Here is a 14206-nt window from a genome sequence, read left to right as displayed (position 1 = left end):
CACTAGCATGCACTCCATGGCGGAACTCAAAGATGTTTTGGTGATCAAGCGCATCTATAACGACCCGGAGGACGACGACGGCTACCGGGTTTTAGTGGACCGGCTCTGGCCACGAGGGGTATCCAAGGAACGCGCCCGCTTGGATCTCTGGCTGAAGGAGATCGCACCGTCGCCGCCACTACGAACGGAATTTGCGCACATGCAGGAGCGCTTCGCGGACTTCAAGAAGCAGTATGAGGCCGAGCTGGAACAGAATCCCGCCGTGGGCCAGTTGCTGGCGTTGGCGTCCGGCAAGAAGCGTGTGACGTTGCTCTACGGCGCCAGGGATCCGGAGATCAACCACGCCCGGGTGCTGTTGGATTTCATGCGGGGCGGCGCCGGGGCGGCGGGCTCATGAACCCGCAGCACCCGCGCTTTGCGCGGGCTTACGCCCGAGCAGTTCGCGGGATAAACAGGCGCGGCGGCACCGAGCACCGCCGCACCCTGTTGGCTGGCCTGCGGGGCCGGGTCATTGAGGTCGGTGCCGGCGAGGGCTCGTCGTTCGGCCTGTACCCGGCCACTGTGGAAAGCGTCCTCGGGGTTGAACCCGACGACTACCTCAGAAGCCTTGCTGAGGGGAAGACAAGGCTCGCTGCTGTCCCCGTGAGGGTTGTTCCCGGCACCGCGGAGAACATTCCAGCGGCCGACGGCGAGGCGGACGCCGTCGTGGTCAGTCTTGTCCTCTGCAGCGTCGCGGACCAGGCGGCGGCGTTGACGGAGATCCGCCGCGTGCTTCGGCCCGGCGGAACCCTGGCGTTCTACGAGCACGTGCGCTCGGACAAGAGGCTTCTCGCAGCCGTCGAGGATCTGCTCACTCCGGTCTGGCAGCACGTGGCCGGAGGCTGCCATCCCAACCGCAACACCCTTCAGGCAATCGCCGGCGCGGGCTTCCAGGTGCTGCACAGTGAGCGGTTCGGCTTCTCTTCCGGCCCGCTGTCCCCGCTGATCGCCCACATCCTTGGCCGGGCGGTTTCTCCCGGCGAACCACGTTAGGGTGGTGCCATGACTGAGGAAGTACAGACGAAGACCGCAGTAGTGACCGGCGCCAGCACGGGAATCGGCGAAGCCACAGTGCGGGCCCTCGCCGCGGACGGATGGAAGGTGTTCGCCGTCGCCCGCCGTGCGGAACGGCTTGAGGCGCTCGGCGCCGAGAGCGGCGCCGTGCCGTTCGCCGCGGATATCACCAACGACGACGACGTCGCGGCCTTGCTCTCTGCGGTCACCGAGGCAGGGGGAGCAGATACCCTCATCAACATTGCCGGCGGCGCACGGGGCGCAGACACCCTGGCCAATGCGCAGACCGAAGACTGGGACTGGATGTACCAAGTCAACGTTCTCGGCACCCTGAAGCTGACCCGGGCTTTCCTCCCGATGTTGCGGGCCAACGGCGAGGGCACAGTTCTGAACCTGACGTCGACCGCGGGATTCACGGCCTACGAGGGCGGCGGCGGGTACAACGCGGCAAAGTTCGCCCAGCACGCCATGACCGGCGCCCTCCGCTTGGAGGAGGCCGAGAACAACATCCGCGTCATCGAAGTGGCGCCTGGCCTCGTCCGCACGGAGGAATTCGCGCTCAACCGCCTCGGCGATGCCGCTGCGGCAGCCAAGGTGTACGCCGGCGTCGAGAAGCCGCTCACACCGGAGGACGTCGCCGACGTCGTCAAGTACGCGGTCTCGGTGCCGCACCACATCAACCTGGACGAGATCATCGTCCGTCCGGTGGCACAGGCTGCCACCCACAAGTTGATCCGCAAGGGCTAAGGCGTCCCGGCGCCACGCGCTCCGCGCACCAAGTGGAGCTCGCGGCACCGCTGCCGCTAGACTTGTGGCACAAGCTTCGACCCGGACATCACCGGCGAGCTTCCGGAAGAACGCCCCTGGCACCAATGGGTCAGTAGAACCGGACGGGTAAGCCCGTCATAGCAGCAATGAGCGGCCGACGCCGGAACAGCTCCTCCTCAAAGGAGCAGCGACAGCGGCGGTAAGTGAGGTGGTACCGCGGTACCGGCGCTGTTGGAAACAACGGCCTGGCGCCGTCCTCGCATCCTGAATGAAACTTTGTGTTCACCGGCTCAACCCAGGATGAAGAGATGACGTATTACCCCAAGGCCTCCGCAACAGTGTCCGGAACAGCTCCGTCCGGCCCCTCTTCAGGGGTGTCGGCCTCCGTGAAGTTCCCGGAGATCGAAGAGCGCATCCTCAAGTACTGGGATGAAGACGGCACCTTCCAAGCCAGCATCGACCAGCGCAGCGCTGATCTTCCCGGTGGGCACCCTGGCAGCAACGAGTTCGTGTTCTACGACGGTCCTCCCTTCGCCAACGGACTGCCGCACTACGGCCACCTCTTGACCGGCTACGCGAAGGACCTGGTAGGCCGCTACCAAACCCAGCGCGGCAAGCGCGTCGAACGGCGCTTCGGCTGGGATACCCACGGTCTGCCCGCCGAACTCGAAGCCATGAAGCAACTGGGCATGACGGACAAGACCCAGATCGAAGCCATGGGCATCGACAAGTTCAACGACGCCTGCCGCGCCTCCGTCATGAAGTACGCAGACGAATGGAAGAGCTACGTCACGCGCCAGGCACGCTGGGTGGACTTCGACAACGACTACAAGACACTCAACGTCGAATATATGGAGTCGGTCCTCTGGGCCTTCAAGCAGCTCCACGAGAAGGGCCTCACCTACAACGGCTACCGGGTCCTGCCGTACTGCTGGAAGGATGAGACCCCGCTGTCCAACCATGAGCTGCGCATGGATGACGATGTCTACAAAAACCGCCAGGACCAGACCGTCACCGTCACTTTCCCCATCAAGGCGGGGGAGTCGGACCTCTCCAAGTCCCTTGAGGGTGTGCAGGCTCTCGCCTGGACCACCACCCCTTGGACATTGCCCACCAACCTGGCGCTCGCCGTCGGGCCTGACATCTCCTACGCGGTGGTTCCGGCCGGTCCGAACGGCATCAAAGCCGCTTCCCCGGAGGCCCCGGTGACGGGCAGCTTCCTGCTGGCCGCCGATCTCCTCGGCACTTACGCCAAGGATCTCGGGTACGGTGATGGTGCCGATGGCGTAGCCGCCGCCACCTCCGCCGTCACCGCCACCATCACGGGCACCGAGTTGGCCGGCCTGGAGTACGAGCCGCTGTGGGACTACTTCTCCGACACCGAGAAGTATGGCACGCAGAACGGCTGGCGCTTCCTCGTAGCGGACTACGTCACCACCACGGACGGCACCGGCATCGTCCACCAGGCCCCGGCCTACGGCGAAGACGACCAGAAAGTCTGTGAGGACGCGGGTATCCCCGTGGTCCTCTCCGTTGACGAAGGCGCCAAGTTCCTCCACCTGTTCGCGCACGGGCCCCTTGCCGAGATCTCCGGGCTGCAGGTCTTCGATGCCAACAAGCCCATCACGCAGGCCCTCCGCTCCGGTGGACGCTTGGTCCGCCAGGCCAGCTACGAGCACAGCTACCCGCACTGCTGGCGCTGCCGCAACCCCTTGATATACCGTGCGGTGTCCTCCTGGTACGTGGAGGTCACCAAGTTCAAAGACCGGATGTCAGAACTGAACCAGGAGATCAACTGGATCCCGGGCAACGTCAAGGACGGGCAGTTCGGCAAATGGTTGGCCAACGCCCGCGACTGGTCCATCAGCCGCAACCGTTACTGGGGTTCGCCCATCCCGGTGTGGCAGTCCGACGACCCCGAATACCCGCGCACCGACGTTTACGGCTCCCTCGCCGAGATGGACGCCGATTTTGGCCGTCTTCCGATGAACAACGATGGACAGGTTGACCTGCACCGCCCGTTCATCGACGAACTCACCCGGCCCAACCCGGACGATCCACGCTCTCCAGAAGACGGCCAGTCCACCATGCGCCGTGTCGAGGACGTCCTGGACGTCTGGTTCGATTCGGGCTCCATGCCCTACGGCCAGGTGCACTATCCGTTCCAGAACGAGGAATGGTTCGACACCCACAACCCTGCCGACTTCATCGTCGAGTACATCGGGCAGACGCGCGGCTGGTTCTACATGCTGCACATCCTGTCCACGGCGCTGTTCGACCGGCCCGCTTTCCGCAACGTGATCAGCCATGGCATTGTCCTGGGCTCGGATGGGCAGAAGATGTCCAAGAGCCTGCGCAACTACCCGGACGTCTCCGAGGTCCTGGACCGCGACGGCTCCGACGCCATGCGCTGGTTCCTGATGTCCAGCCCCATCCTGCGCGGCGGCAACCTCGTGGTCACCGAGCAGGGAATCCGCGACGGCGTGCGCCAGGTCATCCTGCCGCTGTGGAACGTGTACAGCTTCTTCACGCTTTACACGAACGCCTCCAACGGCGGTTCGGGATATGACGCCAAACTGCGCTACGACGGCTACACGGACACCCTGGACCAGTACCTGCTGGCAAACACCGGGGACCTCGTCCGCAACATCACTTCCAGCCTGGACGAATATGACATTTCCGGAGCCTGCGATGAACTTCGCAGCTACCTGGATATGCTCACCAACTGGTACGTCCGCCGCAGCCGGCAGCGCTTCTTCGACGAGAACGCCGACGCTTTCGACGCCCTCTACACGGCGCTCGAAGCCGTCTGCCGCGTCTCAGCATCGCTGCTTCCCCTGGTTTCCGAGGAGATATGGCGGGGCTTGACCGGTGGCCGCTCCGTTCATTTGGCGGATTGGCCCGAGGCCGCGCTGTTCCCCGCAAACCCGGATCTCGTGGAAGCCATGGACCGCGTCCAGCAGATCTGCTCCGCCGGTTCCAGCCTGCGCAAGGCCGCCAACCTCCGCGTTCGCCTGCCGCTGCAGGAACTCACGGTGGTGGCACCCGGTGCGGATGCGCTGGAGGGCTTCGCCGCCGTCGTCGCGGATGAACTGAACCTGCGTTCCGTCCGGCTCATGGACGCCGCCACGGCGTCGCCCGAGGAATTCGGCATCGAGCAGAAACTCGTGGTCAATGCCCGCGCGGCAGGTCCACGCCTGGGCAAGAACGTCCAGCAGGCCATCAAGGGCTCCAAGTCCGGCGACTGGTCGGTTTCCGATGCAGGAGTGGTCACGGCGGGCGGCCTCGAACTGGAACCGCAGGAGTATACGCTGGAAACTGTCGTCGCGGAGTCGGCTGACGGGTCCTCCGCGGCTGTGGCTGTCCTCCCCGGTGGCGGCTTCGTGGTCCTGAACACCGAGGTCACCGCGGAACTTGCTGCCGAAGGCCTGGCGCGCGACATGGTCCGTGCCATCCAGCAGGCCCGCAAGGACGCCGGACTCAAGGTCAGCGACCGCATCCACACCACCGTGCTGGCTGTCCACGACGTTGTTGACGCGCTTCGCGCCAATGAAGACCTGGTCAAGACCGAAACCCTGTCCCTCAAGCTCGACCCCGTCGTCTCCGGCGACGCCGTCGAGCCGCAGATCACCGTTACAAAGATCGAGGCCTAGTACATGAGCGACGAATTCTCCGTAGAAAGCGTCTACGCCGAACTCCTGGGCCGCGCCCCGGAAAACAAGATGGAGCCGCGGCTGGCGCCGCTGTACCGGGCCATGGACGTGCTGGGGGAACCCAACAAGGCGTTCCCGATCATCCACATCACCGGCACTAACGGCAAGACATCCACCGCTCGCATGATCGAGGCTGGGCTTCGCGCCCATGGCTTGAGCACCGGCCGCTACACCAGCCCGCACCTGTCAAAGGTCACCGAACGCATCAGCATCGACGGCGAGCCGGTACCGGATGAGACCTTCGTCCGGATCTGGGACGAGATCCGGCCTTACCTCGAGATCGTGGACAAGGAACTCGAGGCCGATGGCCAGCCCAAGCTCACGTACTTCGAGTGCCTGACCATTCTTGGCTTCGCGATCTTCGCTGACCAGCCCGTCAATGTCGCTGTCATTGAAGTTGGCCTTGGTGGCGTCACGGATGCCACCAACGTGGGCGACGGCCAGGTTTCCGTTGTTACGCCGATTTCGCTCGACCACACCGATCTCCTCGGCGACACCACAGAGGACATCGCCCGTGAGAAGGCCGGGATCATCAAGCCTGGCGGCTTCCTGGTCAGCGCGGCCCAGCCTGTGGACGCTGCTCAGGTGCTCCTGGAGAAGGCGCGCGAGGTTGGTGTGCCGTTCCGCTTCGAAGGCGTCGAATTCGGCGTCGAGTCCCGCAGCGTCGCCGTTGGAGGTCAAGTGCTGACCATCCAGGGCCTCGCGGGCCGCTATGAGGACCTGCTGCTGCCCTTGCACGGCGCCCACCAGGCTGAGAACGCGGCAGTCGCCGTCGCGGCCCTGGAGGCCTTCTTCGGTGGAGGTGAAAAAGAGCTTGACGGCGACCTCCTGCGCGAGGCTTTCGGCAACGTCACGTCGCCCGGCCGTCTTGAGGTGGTGCGCACCGCTCCCACGATCATCGTGGATGCCGCCCACAACCCTGATGGGATCCGCGTCTCGGCCGAGGCAATTGAAGAGGCCTTCAGCTTCAGCAAGCTGGTGGTTGTCCTCGGGGTCCTGAAGGAAAAGGACGCGGAAGAAATCCTACGGCAGCTCAAGGAATCCCTGGGCGGACTGGCAGAGGAGTTCTGCTTCACGCAGTCGAGCTCACCGCGGGCTATCCCGGCCGCGCAACTGGCCGATCTCGCCGTCGACCTCGGCTTCGGTGCGGACAATGTCCACATTGCCGAGAAACTGGATGACGCGATCGAGTGGGCCGTGGAACGCGCTGAAGCCAACGATGACCTGGCCGGCGGGGTACTTGTCACGGGCTCCATCACCGTGGTGGCCGAAGCCCGCATGCTCCTTGGGAAGGCAGGTTCCTGAGCATGGCGAAACTCACCAAAGCCCAGCGCGAATGGCGGCCCGGGATGCCCAAGAAGCGCCGCTCCACGAAAGTGATGTTCGCTTCGACCGTTCTGCTTCTGGAGGCCTTCGTCGCGTTCTTCGCCACCTTGGCTGTTTTCGGCCTGAAGCGTGGAGAAATATCGCCGGCACTGATCCTGACCTTCGGCATTACGTTCAGCGTGGTGCTGGTCCTGGCCTGTGCTGTCCTCAGCAAGCCGTGGGGCGTCGGAACTGGCTGGGCATTGCAGCTGGTTCTGATCCTTACTGGATTCGCCGAGCCTACGATGTTCGTCGTGGGGATCCTGTTTGCGGCGTGCTGGTGGTACGGCATCCGCGCCGGCATGAGGATTGACCGCGACAACGCCAAGCGCGATCGCGAACAAGCCGAGTGGAACGCCTCGCACGGGGAAGATGCTACGGGTCAGTCCGCTTGAGCCAAACCCCGTAAACTGGCTGGGAAACCCACACACCACCATATTGGAGCAACTGTGAGCATTGAGCGCACCCTTGTACTGATCAAGCCCGACGGCGTCGCCCGCAACTTGAGCGGCAGCATCCTCGCCCGCATCGAGTCCAAGGGATACTCCTTGATCGAATTGAAGAAGGTCAACGCCACCCGCGAGCTGCTGGAGCAGCACTACGAAGAGCACCTCGGCAAGCCGTTCTACGAGCCGCTGGTTGAGTTCATGCTCAGCGGCCCGGTTGTCGCTGCCATCTTCGAGGGCCACCGCGTGATCGAGGGCTTCCGTTGCCTTGCAGGAACCACGGACCCGACGACGGCGGCGCCCGGCACCATCCGCGGCGACTTCGGCCGCGACTGGGGTCTCGCCGTACAGCAGAACCTGGTGCACGGTTCCGACTCGGTGGATTCCGCCGAGCGCGAGATAAAGATCTGGTTCGGGGCGTAGTTTCCCGTCAAGCCAAAGAGCGGAAGGGCCCTTGTTCAAGTGGACAAGGGCCCTTCCGCTGTTAATGGCTTAGTTACGGGATAAGGACTCAGTAACCGGACGTTCCGATGAAGACGTTGATGAACGCAAAGAAGATGCTCGCAATCACGGCAACGTAGAGCAGCGCGGAAATGATCCAACCGGATTCGCCCAGGGTCTTGGCCAAGCGGGCGGGCGCTGGAATGACCCCATGCACCACGTTCCTGATGGTCACGAACACGAAAAGCGGAATCATGCATGCCCACACCACCATGCAGAACGGGCACAGGACGTGAATGACATACAAAGCCTGCGACCACAGCCAAACGATGAAGATGAAGCCCAGCGTCACGCCGGTCTGCAGCCCGATCCAGTACCAGCGGGCGAACTTGGCCCCCGCAAAGATTGCCATCGCAGTGGTGATGATCACGGCAAAGGCAACGATGCCGATGAACATGTTAGGGAAACCGAAGACCGAGCTCTGCGGTGTCTTCATGACGCTGCCGCAGGAAACCCACGGATTGACGTCGCAGACCGTTGCGTGGTTCGGGTCGATGAGGACCTGCAATTTCTCGAGGACGAGTGCGCCGGATGCCAGCCAGGCTATGGCACCGGTGATGAGCAGGAGCCATGCAATGGGCCGGTCGCGGACCATGCGCGGCACCGCCGCGTCGGCGGTGTTTCCCGTATCAGGGCTCTTCCCCGTGTTGTCCCTCCGGGTTTTCTCCTGCCGGAGGGAGCTGGCGTCGTCATTGGCCAGGTTCGGGCTGGCGGGGCTCGGCATGATTTGCGGTCCTTTACTGGAAAGCCCGGCCCGGGGCCGGGGGTGCTCTTGGGAGGATTCTAGCCTCGGTGGCTGGATGCGGCGTCCAGAGGACCACGGCACGGAAGCTTTCGCGAGGTGATTCCTGCCAGGAGCGCGGGCGTGTGAGAGAATGAACATGGCCGGAAGCCGATCCACATGCGGAATCCGGTCCGGTATCTTGTTCGCAAGACCGCCATTCACGTGCAGGGCATGCCCAGGATCCGTTGATCCTCGGTAGGCCCGCGGTGGCAATGGACGGCACCTGGTTGTGGCACTAGAACAACGGGTTTGGATCAAGGCCGGCTTTCCGTGAATGCCGCACCCTCAAGCTGGTGCGAACCGGAAAGACCACTACTGACTTCTGTCAACGCCTGCGGGTTTTGACAATATTTGCCCCTCTGGGCGCCGGATGTGGCGGTTGCGCAAGGGCAGGAGCGTCACCACATATGGATAACGAGCAAGTTGTAGCCGTCGCCGAAGATGCGGCGTCCACCGAGACCACTGAAGCGCCCAAGAAAGCCACCCGAACCCGCCGCAAGGCGGTGCCGAAGACGGTCGCTGCGGAAGAAACCCCCGACGTCGGAGCTGCCGCATCCGCTGCGGAGCCGCTTTCCGAAGACGCAGGTGCCGAAGCGTCCAAGGCTCCTGTCCGGCGTAGCCGGACACGGAAGAAGGCCGAAACTCCGGAGCCGCTGCCAGGGTTCGCTGAAGAAGCTCCCGCCGGTGGCGAGGCAGCAGAGCCTGCCGCCGTCGTGGCACCTGAAATTTCGGCAGACACTGAAGCGGCCCCGGAAAAGCCGGTCCGTCGTCGTCGTACTACGAGGGCGAAGACCGTAGAGCCGGTTGCCGAAGAAGCCGAGGTTGAAGCGCTGGTTGCGGAGATTGCGCCCGAGGAAACCACTGATGAGCCGGCCGCTGAGCCCGCAGCTGCAAGCCCGATCGCTTCGCTGTTCCTGGAACCTGCCTCCGTCACGTCCATGATCTTCCAGGCACCGGACTTGAGCGCAGTTGCCCGAGCTGCCGTCGTCGAGGAAGAACCGCAGGCCGACGTCGAGGAAGTCTCCGAGGACAACGAACTCGACGACGCCGGCAGCCGCCGCCGCCGTCGCAGCCGCGGGCGCCGTGGGCGTCGCGGCACCGAACGCGAAGATGTCGCGGGGGAAGAAGCTTCCGCGGAATCCGAAGACGAGGTGGAAGCCGGTACCGAGGAAGTCCTTGAGGAAGGTGTGACCTCCCGTCGTCGTCGGCGCCGTCGTCGTGGCGACCAGGACCTGGAGCTGACGGGCGGCGGAGACGACGATCCCCCCAACACTGTGACCCGTGTCCGCGCTCCCCGCGCACACGTTGAGTCCACCAGCAGCTCCGACCGCGTCACCAGCGTCAAGGGGTCCACTCGCCTTGAGGCCAAGAAGCAGCGCCGCCGCGAGTCCCGCGAAACCGGCCGCCGCCGCCAGGTCATCACCGAAGCCGAATTCCTGGCACGCCGCGAGTCCGTGGACCGCCAGATGATCGTTCGCCAGCGCGACGACAGGATCCAGATCGGTGTCCTGGAAGACGGCGTGCTCGCCGAGCACTTCGTGTCCAAGACACAGCAGGATTCCCTGATCGGCAACGTCTACCTGGGCAAGGTCCAGAATGTGCTGCCGTCGATGGAAGCCGCATTCGTCGACATCGGACGCGGCCGCAACGCCGTGCTGTACGCCGGTGAAGTCAACTGGGATGCCGTCACCCTGGAAGGCAAACCGCGCCGCATTGAAAATGCCCTGAAGTCCGGCGATTCCGTGCTGGTACAGGTCACCAAGGACCCGGTGGGCCACAAGGGTGCGCGCTTGACGAGCCAGATTTCGCTCCCGGGCCGTTACCTCGTGTATGTGCCCGGTGGTTCCATGACCGGTATCTCCCGCAAGCTGCCCGACGTCGAGCGCAACCGCCTGAAAAAGATCCTGAAGGATCGCCTTCCGGACAACGCGGGTGTTATTGTCCGCACCGCGGCTGAAGGTGCTTCCGAGGAAGAACTGACGCACGATATCAACCGCCTGCGGGCCCAGTGGGAAGGGATCGAAAGCCAGTCCACCTCCACCAAGATCCTCGCCCCGGAACTGTTGTACGGCGAACCCGACCTCACCATCAAGGTTGTCCGTGACGTCTTCAACGAGGACTTCTCCAAGCTCATTGTCTCCGGTGATGAAGCCTGGGACACCATCGAGGCTTACGTGACGTACGTGGCTCCCGATCTGGTGGGCCGCCTTGAGAAATGGACTTCAGACCAGGACATCTTCTCGGCATGGCGCGTCGACGAGCAGATCCACAAGGCATTGGATCGCAAGGTCTTCCTGCCGTCCGGCGGTTCGCTCGTGATCGACCGCACCGAGGCCATGACCGTTGTTGACGTCAACACAGGCAAGTTCACCGGCAGCGGTGGCAACCTCGAGGAAACCGTCACCAAGAACAACCTTGAAGCTGCCGAAGAAGTGGTCCGTCAGCTGCGCTTGCGCGACATCGGCGGAATCATCGTCATCGACTTCATCGACATGGTCCTGGAATCCAACCGCGATCTCGTGTTGCGCCGACTGGTCGAGTGCCTCGGCCGGGACCGCACCAAGCACCAGGTTGCCGAAGTGACCTCGCTTGGCTTGGTCCAGATGACCCGCAAGCGCATGGGCACCGGCCTGCTTGAGGTCTTCGGTGAGCAGTGTGAGACGTGTGCAGGACGGGGAATTGTCACCCACGACGAGCCGGTGGAGCACCGCCGGGCCAACGTGGTGGCCGCCGAACACCACCACCCGCGTACTGAGTCACAGCCGGCCGTCCGCCCGGAGCAGCGCAAGCGTCGCCGCGGCAGGGGTACCGGGCAAGGGACTACTGAGCTCCCGCTGACCCCTCCGGCTCCGGTTCATGTTGAATCGACGGATCCTAATCGCCAGGCGGCAACCCGCGCTGCCCTCGCCACCATCGCGGCTGCCGCCCACGCTGCACACCTGCACGACGACGAGCTACACCACGCCGCGGAATCCCTCGCCGGCGGGCACGTGGCGGAAGCAACCCCGGAGCAGCCCCCCGTGGCCCCAGCCCAGGCTCCTGCCGCTGCTTCGAGTGGCGAGGAACGTTCGAAGCCTGTGCTGCGATTTGGCGGCGAGGAAGTGGCGTTGCCCTTCGTCCACCACGAAGAAGAGCCAGGGAGTGGCGCACCTGCCATGAGCTTGGATCTGTTGGCACAGGCGTTCGCGGGCCTCGGCGAGGCCCCCGACACCGCGACGACGGCGACAGAAGCCCGCGAAGCGCCCGCAGGGACCCCCGCCGCTGCAACCGGGGAATCCCCGGAGTCAGGTTCGCGTGCACGCCGAGGCCGGCGCAACCGTAGTGCCAGCCGGGCCCAGGGTGCCGCCAACGCCACAGACGTGGAGCACCACGAGTCCGCCGCCCCTGCCTCCGGCGGAGCCGCGCACGAGGCCAAGGCTCCCGATGCTGCTCCGGCTAAATCGACGGCGGCAGCGGAACCGATCATCCTCGGAGTCGGCGTGCCCAAGTCGGAGCTTTAAGCGCAGTACCCTGTCCGAAGCCCCGGCCGTTTCCGCACCCGTGAAAACCGCCGGGGCTTCGGCGTTGCTGGCCATTTCAGCGGGCGCGGTGTGATCCGGGTTAAGCTAAGGGACTGACACGGGGTGCCGCGCACCAAGCCGGCTGAGACCAAACCCGTTGAACCTGTCCGGTTAGCACCGGCGAAGGGATGTCTCGTATGACTGTTTCAGCTCAATCAGCTGTCTACCCTCTCAAGGCCATTCAGCCGCCGATCCCCAGGGTCCTCAGCATTGCCGGCTCGGATCCTTCGGGCGGTGCCGGGATCCAAGCCGATCTGAAGAGCATTGCGGCCAACGGCGGCTACGGCATGGCCGTCATCACGGCGCTCACCGTACAGAACACCCAGGGAGTCACTGCCGTCCATGTGCCTCCCGTGGCGTTCTTGCGCCAGCAGTTGGATGCCATTAGCGACGACATCACGGTTGATGCCGTCAAAATCGGTATGCTCGGTGACGCGACTGTCATCCACGAGGTCCGCCGCTGGCTCCTTGAGGCGCGCCCCGCCGTCGTGGTTTTGGACCCGGTGATGGTCGCCACGAGCGGCGACCGGCTCTTGGCGGAGTCTGCTGAAACCGCGCTGCGGGAACTCCTGCCCCTCGCCGACTTGGTGACCCCCAACCTTCCCGAATTGGCCATGCTCCTTGGCGAACCCGAGGCCACTGACTGGGCATATGCCTTGGAGCAGGGCAAACGCTTGGCTGCCGCCTGCGGAAACACCGTTTTGGTGAAGGGCGGCCATCTACGGGGAGCCGACTGCCCGGATGCACTAGTGAACACCGTGGGACTCCTGAGCCAGGACGTCGTCGAGTTCGCTGGCCAGCGGGTGGAGACCCGCAACAGCCATGGCACGGGCTGTTCCCTGTCCTCGGCGATGGCGACAGCCAAGGCGCGGCTTGGCGACTGGGAGTCAGCACTGCGCGTTGTCAAGCCTTGGCTCCAGGAGGCGCTAACCCAGTCCGAGGTGCTGAAAGTGGGGAAAGGCAACGGACCGATCCACCACTTCCACGCGCACCAGCACGCCCTCCAACCGGGTGTTTTCGCGGCCCGGATGTGGGACGCCGCCCAATCGGAACTCGAAGCGATCTACGGACTGGACTTCATCAGGGAACTGCAGTCCGGCGCGCTTGGTGAAGAACAGTTCACCTACTACCTTGCCCAGGATGCCATGTATCTCAACGGCTATTCGCGGGTTCTGGCGCGGGCAAGCGCCTTGGCTCCGAGCGAAACCGAACAGCTCTTCTGGGCCCGCGGCTCTCAGATGTGCCTTGAAGTCGAGTCCTTGCTGCATCGGAACTGGCTCAGCGGACGCCAGGCAAGCGGAGAACCGGGCCCCGTCACCAAAGCCTATGTGGACCACTTGTTGGCGGCATCTGCCTCGGGCACCTATGCCGTGTTGCTGGCTGCCATCCTGCCTTGCTACTGGTTGTACGCCGAGGTGGGACAGCAGCTCCATCATGGCTATCTTCAGGCGGAAGCCCCGGGGGAACACCCTTATGCGGACTGGCTGCGCACCTATGCGGACGAGGCGTTTGCCGAGGCTACCCGCAAAGCGATCGACATCACAGATGCTGCCGCGCAGGCAGCTTCCCCTGGGGAGCGGGCGGCGATGATTGAAGCATTCTCCCAGTCCTGCCGCTACGAAACCGCGTTCTTTGACGCTCCACGGGTGCATGGTTGAGCCTGTTTCTGACGCGGGAAAGTTGGATGGTCAGGCCGTTTCGGCGGGAGCCGCAGCGTGTCGGACCAACGATCCGCACTTTTCCCGGCTGGCAGGGTAAGGTAGACGGGCACGGTACCGGACGGCGGCATAGCCAGTCTGTGGCAGCCATCACGTGGCAGCCTCCGGGCCTGGCCTCATTTGCAGCCGAAGGCGAAACTAGCGTAATCTAGATCTTCGGTGCTTACGCCAACACTTGGGTTTTGCCCCTTGAGACCTTTCATTTGGAAGTAGCCTTTCACTTGGAACTGTTTGAGGGATGACTCATGGATTCCGTACCGGAGTCCACGGCGTTGAGGCACAGCGTGAACCAGGCCCG

Annotated in this window: 10 protein-coding genes and 1 riboswitch; of the genes, 9 read left to right on the top strand and 1 reads right to left on the bottom strand. The window is 64.0% G+C overall.

Annotated features, from left to right (window positions below; translation table 11 throughout):
• Nucleotides 1-16: 16 nt before the first annotated feature.
• From LFT43_RS12010 to ndk, 7 genes are all read left to right on the top strand, one after another.
• A complete protein-coding gene (locus LFT43_RS12010) occupies nucleotides 17-397 on the top strand; it encodes a DUF488 domain-containing protein (RefSeq protein WP_395797064.1) in 381 nt (126 codons plus the stop codon).
• Nucleotides 394-1032, top strand: a complete 639-nt coding sequence (locus tag LFT43_RS12005; protein WP_395797062.1) for a class I SAM-dependent methyltransferase — start codon at nucleotides 394-396, stop codon at nucleotides 1030-1032. Before LFT43_RS12010 ends, LFT43_RS12005 begins: the two co-directional genes overlap by 4 nt.
• Before the next feature lie 9 nt (nucleotides 1033-1041).
• Nucleotides 1042-1800 carry an SDR family oxidoreductase gene (locus LFT43_RS12000; protein WP_395797060.1) on the top strand — a complete coding sequence of 253 codons (759 nt, stop codon included), beginning with the start codon at nucleotides 1042-1044 and terminating at the stop codon, nucleotides 1798-1800.
• A gap of 329 nt (nucleotides 1801-2129) precedes the next feature.
• Nucleotides 2130-5474, top strand: a complete 3345-nt coding sequence (gene ileS, locus LFT43_RS11995) for an isoleucine--tRNA ligase (protein WP_395797058.1) — start codon at nucleotides 2130-2132, stop codon at nucleotides 5472-5474.
• A gap of 3 nt (nucleotides 5475-5477) precedes the next feature.
• On the top strand, nucleotides 5478-6839 hold the full coding sequence (locus tag LFT43_RS11990; RefSeq protein WP_395797056.1) for a bifunctional folylpolyglutamate synthase/dihydrofolate synthase: 1362 nt from the start codon (nucleotides 5478-5480) through the stop codon (nucleotides 6837-6839).
• Between the two features lie 2 nt (nucleotides 6840-6841).
• Nucleotides 6842-7294, top strand: a complete 453-nt coding sequence (locus LFT43_RS11985) for a DUF4233 domain-containing protein (protein ID WP_395797054.1) — start codon at nucleotides 6842-6844, stop codon at nucleotides 7292-7294.
• A gap of 54 nt (nucleotides 7295-7348) precedes the next feature.
• Nucleotides 7349-7768, top strand: coding sequence for a nucleoside-diphosphate kinase (gene ndk, locus LFT43_RS11980; protein ID WP_395797052.1), 420 nt, complete (start codon nucleotides 7349-7351; stop codon nucleotides 7766-7768).
• Between the two features lie 88 nt (nucleotides 7769-7856).
• Here ndk and LFT43_RS11975 read toward each other — a convergent pair whose 3' ends face one another.
• Nucleotides 7857-8441 (bottom strand): vitamin K epoxide reductase family protein, encoded by a 585-nt coding sequence (locus LFT43_RS11975; RefSeq protein ID WP_395803039.1) that lies wholly within the window; start codon nucleotides 8439-8441, stop codon nucleotides 7857-7859.
• A gap of 596 nt (nucleotides 8442-9037) precedes the next feature.
• On the opposite strand from LFT43_RS11975, the gene LFT43_RS11970 reads away from it, so the two are divergent.
• Together LFT43_RS11970 and thiD are read left to right on the top strand one after the other, a co-directional pair.
• A complete protein-coding gene (locus LFT43_RS11970; RefSeq protein ID WP_395797050.1) occupies nucleotides 9038-12130 on the top strand; it encodes an Rne/Rng family ribonuclease in 3093 nt (1030 codons plus the stop codon).
• Nucleotides 12131-12239: 109 nt separating this feature from the next.
• Nucleotides 12240-12336: riboswitch (TPP riboswitch) on the top strand.
• Nucleotides 12328-13848, top strand: a complete 1521-nt coding sequence (gene thiD / locus LFT43_RS11965; RefSeq protein ID WP_395797048.1) for a bifunctional hydroxymethylpyrimidine kinase/phosphomethylpyrimidine kinase — start codon at nucleotides 12328-12330, stop codon at nucleotides 13846-13848. (Overlaps the previous riboswitch by 9 nt.)
• The last annotated feature ends 358 nt before the right edge of the window (nucleotides 13849-14206 follow it).

The sequence above is a fragment of the Arthrobacter sp. FW306-04-A genome, from assembly GCF_044358315.1.
Lineage (GTDB): Bacteria > Actinomycetota > Actinomycetes > Actinomycetales > Micrococcaceae > Arthrobacter.
Note: the sequence above shows the minus strand (reverse complement) of the source record. Positions and strands in the feature narration are given on the sequence as shown.